13 protein-coding genes are annotated in these 16,064 nt (G+C 72.6%); 4 read left to right on the top strand and 9 right to left on the bottom strand.

Annotated features, from left to right (window positions below; all coding sequences use genetic code 11):
- Positions 1 to 91: 91 nt before the first annotated feature.
- Both ACFSL2_RS02440 and ACFSL2_RS02435 read right to left on the bottom strand, forming a co-directional pair.
- Entirely contained in the window at positions 92 to 967 is an 876-nt protein-coding gene (locus ACFSL2_RS02440; RefSeq protein ID WP_377196301.1) for a sugar phosphate isomerase/epimerase family protein, read from the bottom strand.
- Entirely contained in the window at positions 968 to 1,612 is a 645-nt protein-coding gene (locus tag ACFSL2_RS02435; protein ID WP_377196300.1) for a substrate-binding domain-containing protein, read from the bottom strand.
- A gap of 59 nt (positions 1,613 to 1,671) precedes the next feature.
- On the opposite strand from ACFSL2_RS02435, the gene ACFSL2_RS02430 reads away from it, so the two are divergent.
- Positions 1,672 to 2,022 carry a hypothetical protein gene (locus tag ACFSL2_RS02430; RefSeq protein ID WP_377196299.1) on the top strand — a complete coding sequence of 117 codons (351 nt, stop codon included), beginning with the start codon at positions 1,672 to 1,674 and terminating at the stop codon, positions 2,020 to 2,022.
- Between the two features lie 216 nt (positions 2,023 to 2,238).
- On the opposite strand, the gene ACFSL2_RS02425 is transcribed toward ACFSL2_RS02430, so the two are convergent.
- From ACFSL2_RS02425 to ACFSL2_RS02415, 3 genes are read right to left on the bottom strand one after another with little or no spacing between them, the layout of a single operon-like run.
- Positions 2,239 to 3,240: an ABC transporter permease gene (locus ACFSL2_RS02425; protein ID WP_377196298.1), complete on the bottom strand. Its 1,002-nt coding sequence runs from the start codon at positions 3,238 to 3,240 to the stop codon at positions 2,239 to 2,241.
- A complete protein-coding gene (locus ACFSL2_RS02420) occupies positions 3,237 to 4,283 on the bottom strand; it encodes an ABC transporter permease (RefSeq protein ID WP_377196297.1) in 1,047 nt (348 codons plus the stop codon). The genes ACFSL2_RS02425 and ACFSL2_RS02420 overlap by 4 nt, the downstream gene beginning before the upstream one ends.
- Positions 4,280 to 5,788 (bottom strand): sugar ABC transporter ATP-binding protein, encoded by a 1,509-nt coding sequence (locus tag ACFSL2_RS02415; protein ID WP_377196296.1) that lies wholly within the window; start codon positions 5,786 to 5,788, stop codon positions 4,280 to 4,282. Before ACFSL2_RS02415 ends, ACFSL2_RS02420 begins: the two co-directional genes overlap by 4 nt.
- A 137-nt stretch (positions 5,789 to 5,925) precedes the next feature.
- Between ACFSL2_RS02415 and ACFSL2_RS02410 the strand changes: the two genes are divergently transcribed.
- The 3 genes from ACFSL2_RS02410 (at position 5,926) to ACFSL2_RS02400 (ending at position 11,021) form a co-directional block, all read left to right on the top strand.
- Positions 5,926 to 7,113 carry an ROK family protein gene (locus tag ACFSL2_RS02410; protein ID WP_377196295.1) on the top strand — a complete coding sequence of 396 codons (1,188 nt, stop codon included), beginning with the start codon at positions 5,926 to 5,928 and terminating at the stop codon, positions 7,111 to 7,113.
- Positions 7,114 to 7,623: 510 nt separating this feature from the next.
- Positions 7,624 to 8,415: an ABC transporter ATP-binding protein gene (locus tag ACFSL2_RS02405; RefSeq protein ID WP_377196294.1), complete on the top strand. Its 792-nt coding sequence runs from the start codon at positions 7,624 to 7,626 to the stop codon at positions 8,413 to 8,415.
- A complete protein-coding gene (locus tag ACFSL2_RS02400; protein WP_377196293.1) occupies positions 8,415 to 11,021 on the top strand; it encodes an ABC transporter permease in 2,607 nt (868 codons plus the stop codon). Before ACFSL2_RS02405 ends, ACFSL2_RS02400 begins: the two co-directional genes overlap by 1 nt.
- Positions 11,022 to 11,116: 95 nt before the next feature.
- Here the strand turns inward: ACFSL2_RS02400 and ACFSL2_RS02395 are convergent, their stop codons facing one another.
- The 4 genes from ACFSL2_RS02395 to cmk form a co-directional block, all read right to left on the bottom strand.
- On the bottom strand, positions 11,117 to 12,358 hold the full coding sequence (locus tag ACFSL2_RS02395) for an MFS transporter (RefSeq protein WP_377196292.1): 1,242 nt from the start codon (positions 12,356 to 12,358) through the stop codon (positions 11,117 to 11,119).
- Between the two features lie 104 nt (positions 12,359 to 12,462).
- Positions 12,463 to 13,512 (bottom strand): prolipoprotein diacylglyceryl transferase, encoded by a 1,050-nt coding sequence (lgt, locus tag ACFSL2_RS02390; RefSeq protein WP_377196291.1) that lies wholly within the window; start codon positions 13,510 to 13,512, stop codon positions 12,463 to 12,465.
- Between the two features lie 142 nt (positions 13,513 to 13,654).
- Positions 13,655 to 15,202 (bottom strand): ribosome biogenesis GTPase Der, encoded by a 1,548-nt coding sequence (gene der, locus ACFSL2_RS02385; protein WP_377196290.1) that lies wholly within the window; start codon positions 15,200 to 15,202, stop codon positions 13,655 to 13,657.
- Positions 15,203 to 15,277: 75 nt separating this feature from the next.
- Entirely contained in the window at positions 15,278 to 16,003 is a 726-nt protein-coding gene (cmk, locus tag ACFSL2_RS02380; protein ID WP_377196289.1) for a (d)CMP kinase, read from the bottom strand.
- Between the last annotated feature and the right edge of the window lie 61 nt (positions 16,004 to 16,064).

Here is a 16,064-nt window from a genome sequence, read left to right as displayed (position 1 = left end):
CAGCCCGGCGTGCCGGCGCCGAGCGCGCTGTGCCTCTTCGAAACTCAGGCGCATCTCCGTCTCGGACTCGCGCGGTCTCGAACGCGCGGTCTCAGACCTGGGGCAGGGGCATCAGTCCTCTCAGCTCGGCGAGGCCCTCGATCGCGAGGGCGTCCTGGGTCACGGCCAGCGGCCGCCAGATCGAGGCAGCGGTGGCGATCGTGGCGTTGTCCGCGGTGAACGACTCGATGACGAGCGGGCCCGCGTAGCCGGCCCGCTCCAGCGCCGTGAGCAGCGCCCGCCAGTCGATGCCGCCGCCGCCCGGCGCACCGCGGTCGTTCCCGGAGACCTGCACCGCGGCGATCCGCTCTCCCGCACGCACCACCGCGGCGGGCAGGTCCCGCTCCTCGATGTTCATGTGGTAGACGTCGAGCATCAGCCCGATACCCTCGGCGGGCAGCCGGCCGACGACGTCGAGCGCCTGGTCGACCGTGTTGATCAGGCTCGTCTCGTAGCGGTTGAGCGGCTCCAGACCGACGACGACGCCCGCCGAGATCGCGTGCTCCACGACGGGGGCCAGGTTCTCGGCGAGCTGGTCGCACGCGTCGGCCCGCTCCTGCGGGGTCGTCCGCCACGTGCGTCCGACCGACGCGTACGCCGGGCCGCCGATCACCCGTGCGCCGACCGTGTGCGCGGCGTCGACCACCGCGCGCAGGTAGTCCTGGGTCGCGCGCACGGTGCCTGCGTCGGCGGCGACCAGCTCCCGCCCCTCCCCCATGACGAGCGACACGCTCGCCGTGAGCCCGTTGTCGGCGAGGACCCGCGCCGCACGGTCCGGATCCCAGTCGCCGACGCGCTCCACGGGAAGCTCCAGGACGTCGAAGCCCCAGCCCGCGACACGGGGGGCGATCTCGGCGAGCGAGCTGTCGGTGAGCGGCGACGTCCACACCCAGGTGTTGACGCCGACGGGCCAGGTGGTGCCCGCCATTCAGCGGTCCGTCCAGGCTTCGGGGTACCCGGGCAGGTCCGCGCCGCCGAACTTCGCGTAGTGCAGGGACGGCATGTCGGCGTTGGCGTCGAGGAACTCCGTGAGGTCGGCGTCGTCGACCGGCTCCTGGGGCAGCACCCACTCGGACGGGACCTCCTCACCGGCCCAGATCTTCTGCGCGGCGAGGATCGGCGTGCGCCACTGGAAGTTCGAGTAGACGTTGCCGATCGCCGTCATCCCCGTCTCGTCCCACTTGCGCAGGAAGCTCATCTCGTCCTCGCCCACGAAGACCGGGTACGGCTTTCCGGCGTCCTCGAACGCCTCGACGGCGGCGACAGAGCCGTCGCCGGCGTCCATCCAGATGCCGTCGACCTCACCACGCTGCAGGTACTGGGTGACGAGGTCCTTGATCTTGGCGCCGTCGCCGCCGGTGAACTCGACCCCGACGACCTCGATGTCGCTCTCCGAGAAGACCTTGTCGGCCGCGGCCCACCGGTGCTCCAGCACGTCGACGCCGGGGAGGATGCGCAGGGCCAGGACCTTCGAGCCCGGGTCCAGGTTCTCGACGAGGAACTCGGCGCCCACCGCGCCGTAGGCGTAGCCGCCGATCGGGTGGATGAACGTGACCATGCAGTCGGTGTTCACGCCCCGGTCGAACACGATCACCGGGGTGCCGCTCTCGCAGGCTGCCTCGACCGCGGGGGGTGAGCGTCGCCGTGGTCGACGGCGAGATGATGATCGCGTCGCAGTCGCCCGCCTCGACGAACGCCTGGATGTCGGAGATCTGCTTGTTGTCGTCGTCGGCGGCGTCCGAGACCCGGAACTCGCCGATCACGCCCTCCTCCTGGAGCACCTCGACCTGCTGTTGCATGGTGATCCAGCCGGTCACCCGCCACGGGTTGGAGACCGACGCGTTGGAGAAGCACAGCGTCTTGTCGCCGCCCTCGCTCGCGAACTCGCCGGTGTCCACGAGCTCCGGCTCGATGGCCTGGAGCCACGGCTGGTCGGCGGGCCCCTCCGGCTCGATGTCGCGCTGGGCCAGCTCCCGGTCGTAGTCCGCCTGGACGAACCACTCGCTCTCGGCACCCGACTCGTCAGGTGCCTCCTCGGCCGCGGTCGTCTCGGCCGCCGGGGGCTGCTCCGTCGGGGCGTCGGTGGTGCAGGCCGTCAGCAGGAGCAGCGTTCCAGCCGCCGTGCCCGCCAGCAGTGCTCGGATCGGTCGCATGTCCATCCCCTTTGATGAGTACGTGGTCCTGCGGTGGGTGTCGAGCTCAGGTGCGTCGCCGTCGTGCCGCGTAGGCGACGGCGACGATGATGATCACGCCCTGCACGGCGGGCCGGATGGTCGACGGCAGGGCGAGCTGGTTGAACAGGGTGAAGAGGGCTTCGAGCGCGAGCGCCCCGACCATGGCCGCGACGACGGTCCCGCGGCCGCCGCCGAGGGCGACGCCACCCAGCACGACGGCGGTGATCGCCATGAACTCCAGGCCCTGGCCCACCTGGGCGGTGACGCCGGCGTACCCGCCGATGAGCACGGCGGCGACGGTGGCGAGCAGCGACGAGAGCAGGAAGGCCCGGGTGCGCAGCCACCACACGGACGCACCGCTGTACGCGGCGGCCACGGCGTTGTCGCCGGCGGCGACCAGCGACCGGCCGAACGGACGGCGCATCAGCAGCACCGCCACCCCGACGACGACGAGCGCCACCAGCAGCGCGTACGGCACCTGGAACTGTCCGGGGACGTCGGGGAAGCCCTTGCGGCCCAGCACCCGGAAGCTCTCGCTCAGCGCGCCGGTGGGCGCGCCGCCGGTCCACAGCCGGATCGCGCCGAAGAGCACCAGCATCATGCCGAGCGTCGTGATGAACGACGGCACGCGCAGCAGCGTCGTCACCAGGCCGTTGACGAGCCCGACCAGGAGCCCGAAGACGACCATCAGCGCCAGCACGGGCCAGGTCAGCGACTCCTCGCCGTCGATGAGCCGGGCCGCGATGACCACCTGGGCGCCGACGAGCGAGCCCACCGAGAGGTCGAACTCGCCCGAGACGATCACGAAGTACTGCCCCACGGCGAGGACCACCAGCGGTGCCGCCTTCTTGGCGAACGCCATGAGGGAGACGGGCTCGGCGAACGACGGGTTGATCACGACGATCACGGCAAGGACCACCACGAGCAGCGCCAGCACCGTCCAGCTGCCGCCGGACAGGAGGCGCTCGCGCCACTGCCGCGCGGTGCCCCGTGCGGTCCCTCGCGAGGTGTCTGCGGTCATGGTCATGCGGTGTCACCTCCTCGGGTACCAGCTCTGGAGCCGAACCGGACGCGCCGGCTCGCCGGGTCGATCTGCCGCCGGGCGTACAGGGCGACGGCGGCGATGATGATCGCTCCGCGCAGCACGTCCTTGAAGAACGGGTTCACGTCGAGCACGTTGAACGCGGTGTCGAGCACGGCGAGGATCGCGACGCCGCCGACGGTGCCGACGACCGAGCCGCGGCCGCCGAACAGGAGCGTGCCGCCCAGCACCACGGCGGCGATGGAGTCGAGGTCGAGCCCGTAGGAGTAGACGAGCGCGTTGCCGGTGCCGAAGCGGGCGGCGATGAGCAGGCCTGCCACGCCGGCGCACAGGGAACAGAGCACGTGCGCCAGCACCAGGGTCCTGCCGGTGCGGACGCCCGACAGCCGCGCGACGTCGAGGTTCCCCCCGACGGCGAACATGTGGTAGCCGGCCCGGGTCCGGGTGAGCAGCACGAACGCCGCGGCCGCGACCAGCAGCATGACGATCGTGGACACGGGCACCGGGCCGATGCGCGTGTACCCGAACGTCTGGAAGGCGAAGGGGACCTCGCCCTCCGGCCCCTTGAACCGGGTGTCGAGGAAGCCCTTGATGATCAGGCCCATACCCAGCGTGGCGATGAACGCGTTGACCCGCAGGGCCGAGATGATCAGGCCGTTGACGAGCCCCACGCCGGCCGCGACGGCGAGCGCCGCCACGACGCCGAGCCAGACGCGGGAGGGGTCGCCCGCCATGGTCGTGGCGCCGATCAGCGAGCACAGCGCGACCACGTACCCGACGGACAGGTCGAGCGAGCGGCACAGGACCACGAGCGTCTGCCCGACGGCGACGAAGCCGAGCAGGCTGGTCTGCGTGAGCATGTAGCTGATGTTCTGCTGGGCGAAGAGGTTGTCGCCCCGGACCGCCACGAGGACGCCCGCGACGAGCAGGATGCCCACGAGGGCCAGGTAGACGATCTCGGTGGACCCGAGGTGGTAGCGACGCCCGGTGCGCGCCGGGCTGATGGTGCTCGTGCCGGTCGTCGTCATGCCGCCCCCGTCGCCAGAGCCATGATGGCTGCTTCGTCGCTGCCGCCGGGCAGCTCGCCGGCGATCCGGCCGTCACGGACCACGAGGATGCGGTCGGCCATCGCGACGACCTCGGGCAGCTCGGACGAGATGAGCAGCACGGCGGTCCCGTCGGCGGTCAGGGTGCGCATGAGGTCGTAGACGGCGCGCTTGGCGCCGACGTCGATGCCGCGCGTCGGTTCGTCGAGCACGATCACCCGCGGTTCGGTCACGAGCCACTTCGCGAGGACCACTTTCTGCTGGTTGCCGCCGGACAGGTACTGCACCTCGGCGTCCTGGGAGGTCGCGACCACGTCGAGCGACGTCAGGACGCCGCTGATGCCGCGGGCCCGGCGGTCGGAGGCGCGGGGCAGCACGGCGTCGAGCACGAGGCGCGCGTTCGCCAGGACCGACTGGCCCAGGGCGAGCCCCTCGGACTTGCGGTCCTCGGTGACCAGTGCGAGGCGGTGGCGGACGCCCTGCCGCGGCGTGCGTACCTCCGCCGGCAGCCCGTCGACCGTCATGCGGCCACGGGTGAACGGCGCGATGCCGAACACGCCGTGGGCGATCTCGGTGCGGCCCGAGCCCTGGAGCCCGGCGAGGGCGACGATCTCGCCGGCCCGGACCTCGAGGTGGACGTCGTCCACCATCGCGTTGCCGGAGCCCTCGAGGGCCAGCCGCACCTCGCCGAGCGCGGCGTCGGCCACCTTGTCGGGGAAGAAGCCGGCGAAGTCGCGCCCCACCATCGTGCGCACCAGCCGGTCCGGGCCGACCTCGGCGGCCGGCGCCGTCAGGACGTGGTTCCCGTCCTTCAGCACGGTGATGGTGTCGGCCAGGTCGTAGATCTCCTGAAGCCGGTGGGAGACGTAGAGGATCGCGACGCCGCGGTCCCGCAGGCGCCGGACGAGCTCGTACAGCAGCGCGACCTCCTGGTCGGCGAGCGCGGCCGTCGGCTCGTCCATCGAGATGATCCGGGCGTCGAAGGAGACCGCCTTGACGATCTCGACGATCTGCTGCTGCGCCACCGACAGGGAGCCGACCCGGTTCCAGGCGGCGATGCCCGTCAGGCCCAGGTCGTCGAGGAGGCGGGTGGTGTCGGCGTGCAGCCGGCGGCGGTCGACCAGGCCGCGCCGGAGCGGTTCGCGGCCGAGGTACACGTTCTCGGCGACGGACCGGTCCGGCAGCAGGTTGAACTCCTGGAAGACCGTGGCCACCCCCGCGCGCTGAGCGTCGAGCGGTGTCGGGAACGAGACCTGCGAACCGTCGAGCTCGATGGTGCCGGCATCCGGGCGGTGCACCCCGGCGATGATCTTCATCAGCGTCGACTTGCCGGCGCCGTTCTCGCCCACCAGCGCGTGGACCCGCCCGGGTCGGAGGGTCAGGTCGATCTCTCGCAGCACCGAGGTGCCGAAGAACTCCTTGCCGACGCCACGAAGGCGCAGGACGGGGTCGGTGGATGGAGCGTGCGCGTCGTCATCGGCTCGCATAACCACCAATGTAGGGACCTTTTGGCCGATGTCAACCAAAAGTTGCATGTCACTTACGCGGCTTCTGCGGCTCCTGGCACATATGGGCTATCTTTTGCCGATACGCGACCGCAAATTCACCCGGGAGGCTGTTGCCCATGCCCACCGACGGCTCCTCGAAGACGCCGCCCCTGTCCCTGGGCACCGGCGACTTCTTCCAGCTCCTGCGCGACGGCAAGCCACGCACCCGTGCCGACCTGGTGGCCATCACCGGACAGTCCCGGTCGACCATCGCGAGCAGGATCGACGTGCTCATGAGCACGGGACTCATCGCCCCGGCGGGCACGGCAGGCTCCACCGGCGGACGGCGGCCGGCGACGTTCGCCTTCCGTCCCGGCGCCCGGGTGGTCCTCGCCGTCGACCTCGGCGCCAACCACGCTCGGCTGGCCGTCACCGACCTCGCGTCCACGGTGCTCGCGTCGCACGAGGAGCCCGTGTCGATCGCGGCCGGGCCCGACGTCGTCCTGCCCTGGGTGGCCGAGACCGGCCGTAGCCTCCTCGCCGCCGCCGGGCGGGACGTCGCCGACCTGGCGGGCATCGGTATCGGGCTGCCCGGACCGGTCGAGCACTCGACGGGACGGCCCATCAACCCGCCGATCATGCCCGGGTGGGACGACGTCGACGTCTCCGGCATCCTCGGCGCCGAGCTCGGGGTCGACGTGCTGGTCGACAACGACGTCAACATCATGGCGCTCGGTGAGTACCGGGCCGCCTGGTCACAGGTCTCGGACCTGCTGCTCGTCAAGGTCTCCACCGGTATCGGCGCCGGCATCATCGCCGACGGCGCACTGCGCCGCGGTGCTCAGGGCGCCGCGGGCGACGTCGGGCACATGGTGGTCCCCGGGGCCGAGCCCGTCCCCTGCCGGTGCGGCAACACCGGCTGCCTCGAGGCCGTGGCGAGCGGGCAGGCCGTCGCGGCGGCGCTCTCCGCGCAGGGCCTCGACGCCGTCGACAGTGACAGCGTTGTCGCCCTGGTCCGGTCGAGAGGGGTCGCGGCGAGCCAGGCGGTGCGGCAGGCCGGCCGGGACATCGGCGGCGTCCTGGCCACGTGCGTGAGCATGCTCAACCCGTCGGTCATCGTGATCGCGGGGGTCGTGGCCGACGCGGGGGAACACCTCATCGCGGGCATCCGCGAGGCCGTCTACCGCAGGTCGCTGCCGCTGGCCACGCAGCACCTGCGCATCGTCGCCTCCCGGGCACGCGCCGGGGCCGGTGTGCTCGGAGCGAGCGCCATGGCCATCGACCACGTGCTCTCCCCCGCCGCGATCGACGCGCTGGCCGCCTGACCGCCTCCCGTGCCCGCCGGGGGCGCCTGCCGCTCTCAGGAGCCGAACGTCTCCAGCAGGACGCCGGCGGCGACGCGGACGGGCGGAGACCACGGACGGGCGGACTCAGACGGACCAGGTAGCTGACCATGCCCACCACCAGGTCCTGCACCTGGGTCGTGAGTCCCTTGATCCGGGCGGTCGCCGCCCGCGCCGCACGGCGCGCGTACCGCGTGGCCAGCCACGTACCCAGCAGGGTCAGGGCGGCGAAGAGCACGTCCCAGCCGTCGAGGTCGTCCGTCGTGAAGAACTGGGCGAGCGCGTCGGCCACCAGGGTCTCCCTTCCGGCCGCTGCGGCCGCGTCACGGTGCGCGACGCTCAGCACTCCCGTCGTCGGAGCCGGCACTGCCTCCGAGAGTACGTTCCGCTGGTGTCCGTGCGCACCCGTACGACCTGGGTATGACACCCGTGCGGCAGAACCAGCCCGGGGCCGGACGCGGCACGGCACGCCTGCTCCGTAGCGTCAGCCGTATGGACACCACCGTGTATGCGCCCGGGTCGTCACCCGCCGTGCGCGCCCGTTCCCTGACGAAGACGTATGGCAAGGGTGAGGCCACCGTGCAGGCCCTGGACGGCGTGGACGTCGACTTCGAACAAGGCCGCTTCACCGCCATCATGGGCCCCTCCGGCTCCGGCAAGTCGACCCTGATGCACCTGCTCGCCGGCCTCGACTCCGCCACCAGCGGCCAAGCGTTCCTCGGCACCACCGAGACCACCGGCCTGAACGACAAAGCCCTCACCCGCCTCCGCCGCGACCGCGTCGGCTTCGTCTTCCAACAGTTCAACCTCCTGCCGATGTTCACCGCCGAACAGAACATCACCCTGCCCGTCGAGCTCGCCGGCGGCACGGTCGACAAGGCCTGGTTCGACACCCTCGTCGAGACCCTCGGCCTGACCGGCCGCCTCACCCACCGCCCCGGCGAGCTCTCCGGCGGACAACAGCAACGCGTCGCCATCGCCCGCGCCCTGATCGCCCAGCCCGACGTCGTCTTCGCCGACGAACCCACCGGCAACCTCGACTCCCGCTCCGGCGCCGAGGTCCTGTCCTTCCTGCGCCGCTCCGTGCGCGAGCTCGGCCGCACCATCATCATGGTCACCCACGACCCCTCCGCAGCCGCCTACGCCGACCGCGTCGTCCTGATCGCCGACGGCCGCATCGCCGGAGACATCAGCGACCCCACCCCCGAATCCGCCATGGCCGGCCTCGACGCCCTGCGCACCCTCGAACCCGCCGTCACCACCGCGCCCGGGACGGGTGCGTGATGTCGAGCTCCTTCCCCACCGCACGCCTCACGCTGGCGCAGATGCGCCGCAGCGTCGGGCGACTCACGGCCGCGGGCATCGCGGTCGTGATCAGCACGGCGTTCGTCGCCGTGACGCTGCTCGCCGGCGGCGTCATCCAGGGCACCACCCACGACATGGTCGCGGCGGAGTACGCGCAGGCCGACGTCGTCGTGTCCGCCGACTCCCCGGACCAGGGCGGTTTCACGGCCGACACCGTCGACGCCGTCACCGCCGTCGACGGTGTCGAGAGCGTCCAGCCCGTCCTCTCCTGGTACGGCGACCTGCGCAACGGCGGCAAGGGCGGCTACCAGGTGTTCGCCCCGGTCCCCGAGGACCCGCGGCTCTCGCCGCTCGAGCTCACCGACGGCACCTGGCCCGCCGCGGGCAACGAGGTGGCGCTGACGTCGAAGCTCGCCGAGCGGCTCGAGGTCGGGCTGGGCGACCAGCTGTCCGTCAAGCGCACCCTGTACCCGGACGGCTGGGCAGAGAGCCAGGCGGAGGATCCGGCGGCCGAGCTCGGCGAGCCCAAGGACGTCACGGAGACCCTGATCGTGTCCGGCCTGACGGCCGACCCCTACGGCGCATACACGGCGTTCGGCGGGGCCGCCGCGGTTCCCGCGGCCACGCTCGAGGCCTGGAGCACGGCCGAGGCCTACTTCGAGCCGGTCGGCGAGCTCCTCGTCGCGCTCGACGAGCCGCTGAGCGGCGGCAGCGTCCCCGCCGCCCTGGGCGATGCCGTACAGGCGGCCGCCGGCGAGGTCGAGGGCGGCGTCTCCGTGCAGACCGCCGAGGCAGTGGCGACCGCGAAGACCGCCGAGCAGACCGGTGGCCAGGACCTCGTCTTCCTCGTGTTCGTCATGACGTTCGCCGCCATCGCGCTGCTCATCGCGGCCATGGTCATCACCAACACCTTCCAGGTGCTCGTGGCCCAGCGGACGCGGACCCTCGCCCTGCTGCGCTGCATCGGCGCGGGTACCAGCCAGCTCTACCGCAGCGTGCTGCTCGAGGCGGCCATCCTCGGCCTCGTCGCCTCGGCGGCGGGCATCCTGATCGGCGCTCTGCTCGCCCAGGCCGCCCTGATGGTGGCGCCGAGCTTCGACCTCGGTGTCCCGCTCCCCACGGCGATCACCCTGACCTGGCAGTCGATCGTGCTGCCCCTCGCCGTCGGCACCGGCGTGACGGTCCTGGCCGCGCTCGCTCCCGCCCGCTCGGCCACCCGCGTCGCGCCGCTCGCCGCGCTGCGGCCCTCCGACGCGCCCACGCTGCGTGCCCGGGCCGGCCGTACCCGCCTCGTGATCTCGCTCCTGTGCCTCGTCGGCGGCTTCGCGCTGCTGGGCCTCGGCGTCGTCCTCGGGATGCGCGAGTCGCCGCAGCTCGGGCTCGTCGCGGCCGTCGGAGGCGGCGCCGTCGCGTTCTTCGGCGTCGTGCTGAGCGCGGTGCTCTGGCTGCCCCGCGTCGCGGCCTTCCTGGGCGCCCTCGTCGCCCGCACCGGCCCCGCCTCCCGCCTGGCGGTCGCCAACACCCTGCGCAACCCGCGCCGCACGGCGGCGACCTCCACGGCGCTGCTCATCGGCGTCACGCTGGTCACCATGATGTCCACGGGCGCGGCCAGCGCGCGCATGTCGGCGGACACCATGCTCGACGAGAGGTACCCCTACGACGTGAGCGTCTCGCCGTCCTCGCCGGAGTACCTCGAGGACGTGCGCGACGCGGTGGCCGGCACCAGCGGCGTCGCCGCCACGGCCACCGTGGCCAACGCGACGGTCACGCTGGACGGCACGGCCGACAGCACCGTGACGGGCGCCGACCCCGAGGAGCTCGCCACCGCGGTGCGCGTGCCCGGCGAGGTGAACCGCCTCACGGAGGGCTCGATCCTGCTGACCCAGGAGGCCGCCGACTCGCTGTCCCTCGCCGCGGGCGACGAGGCCACCCTGACAGGTCCGGAGGGCTCGCTCGACCTGACCGTCGCGATCACGAGCGCCGACCCGCTCAACCGGTTCGTCACCGCCGCCGATCTCGCCCACATCACGGACGACTCGTGGACCGACATCTGGGCCCACATCTCGGGCAGCGACGCGGCCACCGTGCTCGCCGACGTCCAGGACGCCGTCGCCCAGGTGGACGGCGAGGCGTTCGTCATGGGCCCGGCCGCACAGGCCGCACAGTTCCGGCAGGTCGTGGACGTCATCCTCGGCATCGTGGTGGGCCTGCTCGCCGTCGCCGTGGTGATCGCCCTGATCGGCGTGACCAACACCTTGTCCCTCTCGGTGATCGAGCGGACCAAGGAGTCGGCGACCCTGCGGGCCATCGGCCTGAGCAAGGAGCAGCTGCGCGGCATGCTCGCCGTCGAGGGCGTCCTCATCGCCGGTGTCGGTGCCCTCCTCGGCATCGTGCTCGGGCTGATCTTCGGCTGGGCCGGTGCCGCGACCGTGCTGCCCCTCTTGGGCGACGTGCGGTACGCCGTCCCGTGGACGGACCTCGGAGCGGTCCTGGGCATCGCCCTGCTCGCGGGCCTGCTGGCCTCGGTGCTGCCGGCGCGGGCCGCGGCCCGCACCTCACCCGTGGCGGCGCTCGGGGTGGAGTGACGACCGAGCGTCAGTGAAGAGCGGCGCCCGTGCACGGCCGGACCGTGCACGGGCGCTGCCGTGCCCGGATGCGTCGCCCGGCACCGCGCGCGGAGCTACCGCATCCCGCCCGGGAGGGCGCGCCGCGACGAGACGGCCACGATGGCCAGGCACAGCGCCACGGCCACCACCCCGAAGCCGAGCATCTCCTCGTACGACCACGTGTCACGCAGCCACGCGAGCACCATCGGGACGAAGAACCCGAGGTACGTCAGGGAGTAGAACACCGCGGTGAGCCCGGCGAGCTGCCCCGGCCCCGCGATGCGGGCGACCTCGCTCAGACCCGCTACGAGCGCCAGGCCGTAGCCGGCCCCGAGCACCACGGCCGCCACCACGCCCACCGGCAGCGACACCGCGGCCGACGCCCACGCGGCGAGCGCCATCCCCGCGCCGACGATGACCAGCGCCACCACCGAGGCGCGGGCCGACGACGGCGTGTCGATCCGCCGGGCGAGGACCTGGATGCCGATGCCGCAGCCGAGGGCGAGGATGGCCATCGCCCCCGCGAAGGCGATGGGCAGGCCGCCCACGCGGTCGGTCAGCAGGCTGGGCAGCACCACGAACGCGCAGCTCGCGCAGCCGAACACCCAGGGCGCGAGCGGTACCACGACCCGCAGGAACCGCGGGTGCCGGACGGCGGTGATGCGCAGGTCGTCGAGCAGCGGCGGCCGTTCGCCGCGCGGGAGGCTGGGCCGGGTCTCCGGGACGCGGAGCAGTACCAGCCCGGCGAGCAGGGAGCCGGCCGCGTGCAGCAGGTACGAGAGGAACGTGGGCCACGGGGCGAACTGCGCGAGCATGGCCGCCACCCCCGCTCCGGCGAGGAAACCCGCGGTGAGCGACAACGATCCGCGGCGCGGCCCGGCGGACCGTTCGCCGGTCGCCGCGCTGAGCTCGGTGAGCCAGGTGGAGCCCACGGCCATGGCCAGGCCGAGCGCTACCCCGCACAGCAGGCGTCCGACGCCGAGCACCAGGGGGCTGGCGGGGTCGAGCGCGAGCACGAGGGAGCCGAGCGCGGAGATCGGCGCCGCCGGCAGCAGCAGCGGGCGGCGGCCGAACCGGTCGGACAGCGGTCCGCCCAGCAGCAGGGCGGGCACCAGGCCGAACACGTACACGGCGAGCAGGGCGTCCACGGTGACGGGTCCCATCTCGCCCTGCTCGCGGTACAGCACGAGCAGCGGGGTGAAGTCGTTGCCGCCCCACGCCACGGCCACGAGGACGGCGGCGACGGGCCACCAGGTTCGCGGACCCCGGGAACGCCTGGTCGGGGCAGGGTCGTGCCCAGGGCCGGAAGCTGGCATGACGCCATCCTCCGCAACCGTCGCCCGGACGAACAAGCCGTAGGGCTGTGACCGTGCGCACAGGCACGGCACAGCCCCACGGGTACGGCCGGAGCGAGCGGCGACTACTTGCTGTCGGCCGAGCCGTTCGCCTCGACGCTCTCGGTGCTGGAGGTGTCGGAGGTGTCGGTGTCGGAGATGTCGCTGGCGTCGGCATCAGCGGCGGCGGTGTCGGCGTCGCTCGCGTCGGAGTCGGCGTCAGCGGCGTCCTCGTCCGTCGGTTCGCGCCCCGGCTGGTACACCGACGGCTCCGGCTCCGGGTGCCTGCGCCCCTGCACCACGACGATCGCGATACCGAGCAGGATCGCGATCCCCGACGTCCAGATGTTCGCGGGCACGCCCAGCGGCGCATCGCTCGTCGGGTCGATGCGGATGGCCTCGAGCCAGCTACGGCCGAGGCCGTACCAGATCAGGTAGAGGCCGAACATGCGGCCCCAGCGCAGGCCGGCACCGGGCGTGCCGCCGTCGGCCAGCAGGGCGGCGTTGCGCCGGACCACGCGTCGCTCGATGGCCAGCAGCAGCGCGATCCCGATGAGGTTCCAGATCATCTCGTACAGGAACAGCGGGTGGAACAACGTGCCGGGGTCCGCCCAGTCGGGGAACATCGGCGCGTCGGACCGGATCTCCAGGCCCCACGGCAGCGTGGTCGGCAGGCCGAACAGCTCCTGGTTCACGTAGTTGCCCAGCCGACCGATCGCCTGCGCGGCGAGCAGGCCGGGGGCGAGCGCGTCGGCGAACGACCCGAAGCGCAGGCCGGTCTGCCGGCAGCCGATCCAGACACCCACGGCCCCACCGAGCAGGGACCCGAACAGAGCGTTGCCGCCCTCCCAGATCCGCACCCAGGCCCACGGGTCCACGCCCGGTCCGGTGAAGTCGCCGAGGTGGGTGAGCACGTGGTAGATCCGGGCGCCGACGATGCCGATCGGCACCGCCCACATCGCTATGTCGAGGGCGAGCCCGGGGGCCGCCCCGCGGGCTCGGAGCCGCCGGTCCGTGATGTAGGCGGCGGCGGCGATGCCGGCCAGCAGACACAGGGCGTAGGTGTGGATGGTGAGCGGGCCCAGGCTGAACTGGGTCCACACCGGGTCAGGGCTGGGGATACTGGCCGGAAGCACGACCCGAAGGTACCGCGATTTGCCCGCTCCGTGGGCACCAGGCCCGGCGCTCGCACAAAAGTCCGCCGCTACCTAGCGATTCGGCCCGAAAATCACGCGACTTTCGGGCCGAATCGCTGGGTAGCGCGGGATCTTCGGTGGCTCAGCGGCGGCGCTTCTCCCGGACGCGCACCGAGATCTCGATCGGTGTGCCCTCGAAGCCGAACGTCTCGCGCAGACGGCGCTCGATGAACCGGCGGTAGCCCGCCTCGATGAAGCCCGTGGCGAAGATGACGAACCGCGGCGGCCGGGTGGAGGCCTGCGTCGCGAAGAGGATCCGCGACTGCTTGCCACCGCGCAGCGGGTGCGGGTGCGCCGCGACGAGCTCGCCGAGGAACGCGTTGAGCTTGCCGGTCGGGACACGCCGGTCCCAGGACGCGAGCGAACGCTCGATCGCGGGGACCAGCCGTTCGCTGTGCCATCCGGTGCGCGCCGACAGGTTGACCCGGGGCGCCCAGGCGATCTGCACCAGCTCCTTCTCGATCTCACGCTCGAGGAAGGGCCGGCGGTCCTCGTCCATGAGGTCCCACTTGTTGTACGCGATGACGAGCGCGCGGCCGGCGTCCACGACCTGCTGGATCACCCGGATGTCCTGCTCGGTCAGCGGGTTGGACGCGTCCACGAGGACCACGCCGATCTCCGCCTTCTCGATGGCGGCGGCGGTGCGCAGCGACGCGTAGAAGTCGGCACCCTTGGCCTGGTGCACCCGACGGCGGATGCCCGCGGTGTCCACGAACCAGTACGGGATGCCGCGCAGCTCGATGAGCTCGTCGACCGGATCACGTGTGGTGCCCGCGACCTCGTCGACGACGACACGCTCGGATCCGGCGATCTTGTTCAGCAGCGAGGACTTGCCGACGTTCGGCCGCCCGACCAGTGCGACCCGGCGCGGGCCGGCGGGGCGCAGCGCGCCGTGCTGCGACGTGGTGGGCAGTGCCTTGACCGCGCCGTCGAGCAGGTCGCCCGTGCCACGGCCGTGCAGCGCCGAGACGGGGTGCGGCTCGCCGAGGCCCAGCGCCCAGAGGTACGTGGCGTCCGCCTCGCCCGAGGCACCGTCCACCTTGTTGGCGCACAGCACCACCGGCTTGCCGGAACGGCGCAGCAGCTCCACCACCCGCTCGTCGGTCGCGGTGGCGCCCACGGCGGCGTCGACCACGAACACCACGGCGTCGGCCAGGGAGATCGCGACCTCTGCCTGCTCGGCCACCTTCGACTCGATGCCGGCGACGTCGACCTCCCAGCCGCCCGTGTCGACGAGCATGAACCGGCGGCCGGCCCACTCGGCCGGGTAGGAGACGCGGTCCCGCGTCACGCCCGGCTTGTCGGCCACGACCGCCTCTCGGCGGCCGAGGATCCGGTTGACCAGCGTCGACTTGCCGACGTTCGGTCGGCCGACGATGGCCAGCACGGGCAGCGCCGCCTCGGCCTCCGCCCGCTCGTCGCTCCACTCGGAGTCGAGCAGTGCCTCGTCCGACTCGTCGAGCTCGAACTCCTCGAGGCCGACGCGCAGTGCACGCTCGCGCGCGATGTCGTCCTCGGTCTCGGCGAGATCGAGGTCGGGTGCGGCCGGGGCGGCAGCGTCCAGGGCAGCATCATCTCGGGCCGCGGCGTCCAGCGCAGCAGCCTCCGATGCAGAGGAGTCGTGGGTCATGCCCCCATTGTCGCAGGCCTGGCGTGCTGAGGCCGCCCCGCGGCCGTATGACCTGCGTCGCTCCGGCCGTCCGGACTACGCGGACGGCGCCACCTCGCGCCCCGTCACCTGCGCGACGACGGCGAGCACGGCCTCGACGGTCTGCTCGAAGTCGAGGTCGCTGGAGTCGACGGTGGCCACGCCGTCGGCCGCTACCTGGAACTGCGTCACCTTCGCGTCGTCCCGGTCCCGGCGCAGCACCTGGTCCCGCGTGGCGTCGACCGCGCCGGCGTCGGCCGCGCCGTGCACCTCCAGCGACCGCCGGCGCAGACGCGCCTCCTCGGACGCCGTGAGCAGGACGCGGACGTCGGCGTCGGGCGCGACGACCGTGGTGATGTCGCGGCCCTCCGCCACGATCCCGCGGCCGCCAGACTGCACCGCCCGCACCGGGCTGGACTCCTGCTCGATGATCTCGCGCTGGAGCCGCTTGAGCTCCGCCCGGACCTCGAGGTTGGACGCCACCTTCGACACGGCGGCGGTGACCTCGGTCGAGCGGATCGTCACGGCGACGTCCCGACCGTCCAGCTCGACCCCCGGGGCGGCCGGGTCCAGGCCCATGACCAGCGGCATCGCGCGGACGGCCGTGGCGATGGAGACGGCGTCGTCCAGGTCGGCCGTCTCCATGCCCCACACGGTGGCCGCCCGGTACATGGCGCCCGTGTCGAGGTAGGCCAGGCCGAGCCGCGCGGCGACCGCCTTCGACACGCTCGACTTGCCGGAGCCGGACGGCCCGTCAATCGCGATCACAACAGGGCTGGTCACAGTCCCGCTCGCTTTCCGTTGAGTGCTGGGTATGTGCTGTCAGAGTGCTTCTCAGGGCACA

This window comes from Promicromonospora aerolata (genome assembly GCF_042682255.1).
Classification (GTDB): domain Bacteria; phylum Actinomycetota; class Actinomycetes; order Actinomycetales; family Cellulomonadaceae; genus Promicromonospora; species Promicromonospora aerolata.
Note: the sequence above shows the minus strand (reverse complement) of the source record. Positions and strands in the feature narration are given on the sequence as shown.

Excerpts from the sequence above, each read along its gene's own strand:
- ACFSL2_RS02440 (WP_377196301.1), bottom strand. The coding sequence starts at position 967 with ATGGCGGGCACCACCTGGCCCGTCGGCGTCAACACCTGGGTGTGGACG.
- ACFSL2_RS02425 (WP_377196298.1), bottom strand. The coding sequence starts at position 3,240 with ATGACCATGACCGCAGACACCTCGCGAGGGACCGCACGGGGCACCGCG.
- ACFSL2_RS02420 (WP_377196297.1), bottom strand. The coding sequence starts at position 4,283 with ATGACGACGACCGGCACGAGCACCATCAGCCCGGCGCGCACCGGGCGT.
- ACFSL2_RS02415 (WP_377196296.1), bottom strand. The coding sequence starts at position 5,788 with ATGCGAGCCGATGACGACGCGCACGCTCCATCCACCGACCCCGTCCTG.
- ACFSL2_RS02410 (WP_377196295.1), top strand. The coding sequence starts at position 5,926 with ATGCCCACCGACGGCTCCTCGAAGACGCCGCCCCTGTCCCTGGGCACC.
- ACFSL2_RS02405 (WP_377196294.1), top strand. The coding sequence starts at position 7,624 with ATGGACACCACCGTGTATGCGCCCGGGTCGTCACCCGCCGTGCGCGCC.
- ACFSL2_RS02400 (WP_377196293.1), top strand. The coding sequence starts at position 8,415 with ATGTCGAGCTCCTTCCCCACCGCACGCCTCACGCTGGCGCAGATGCGC.
- ACFSL2_RS02395 (WP_377196292.1), bottom strand. The coding sequence starts at position 12,358 with ATGCCAGCTTCCGGCCCTGGGCACGACCCTGCCCCGACCAGGCGTTCC.
- der (WP_377196290.1), bottom strand. The coding sequence starts at position 15,202 with ATGACCCACGACTCCTCTGCATCGGAGGCTGCTGCGCTGGACGCCGCG.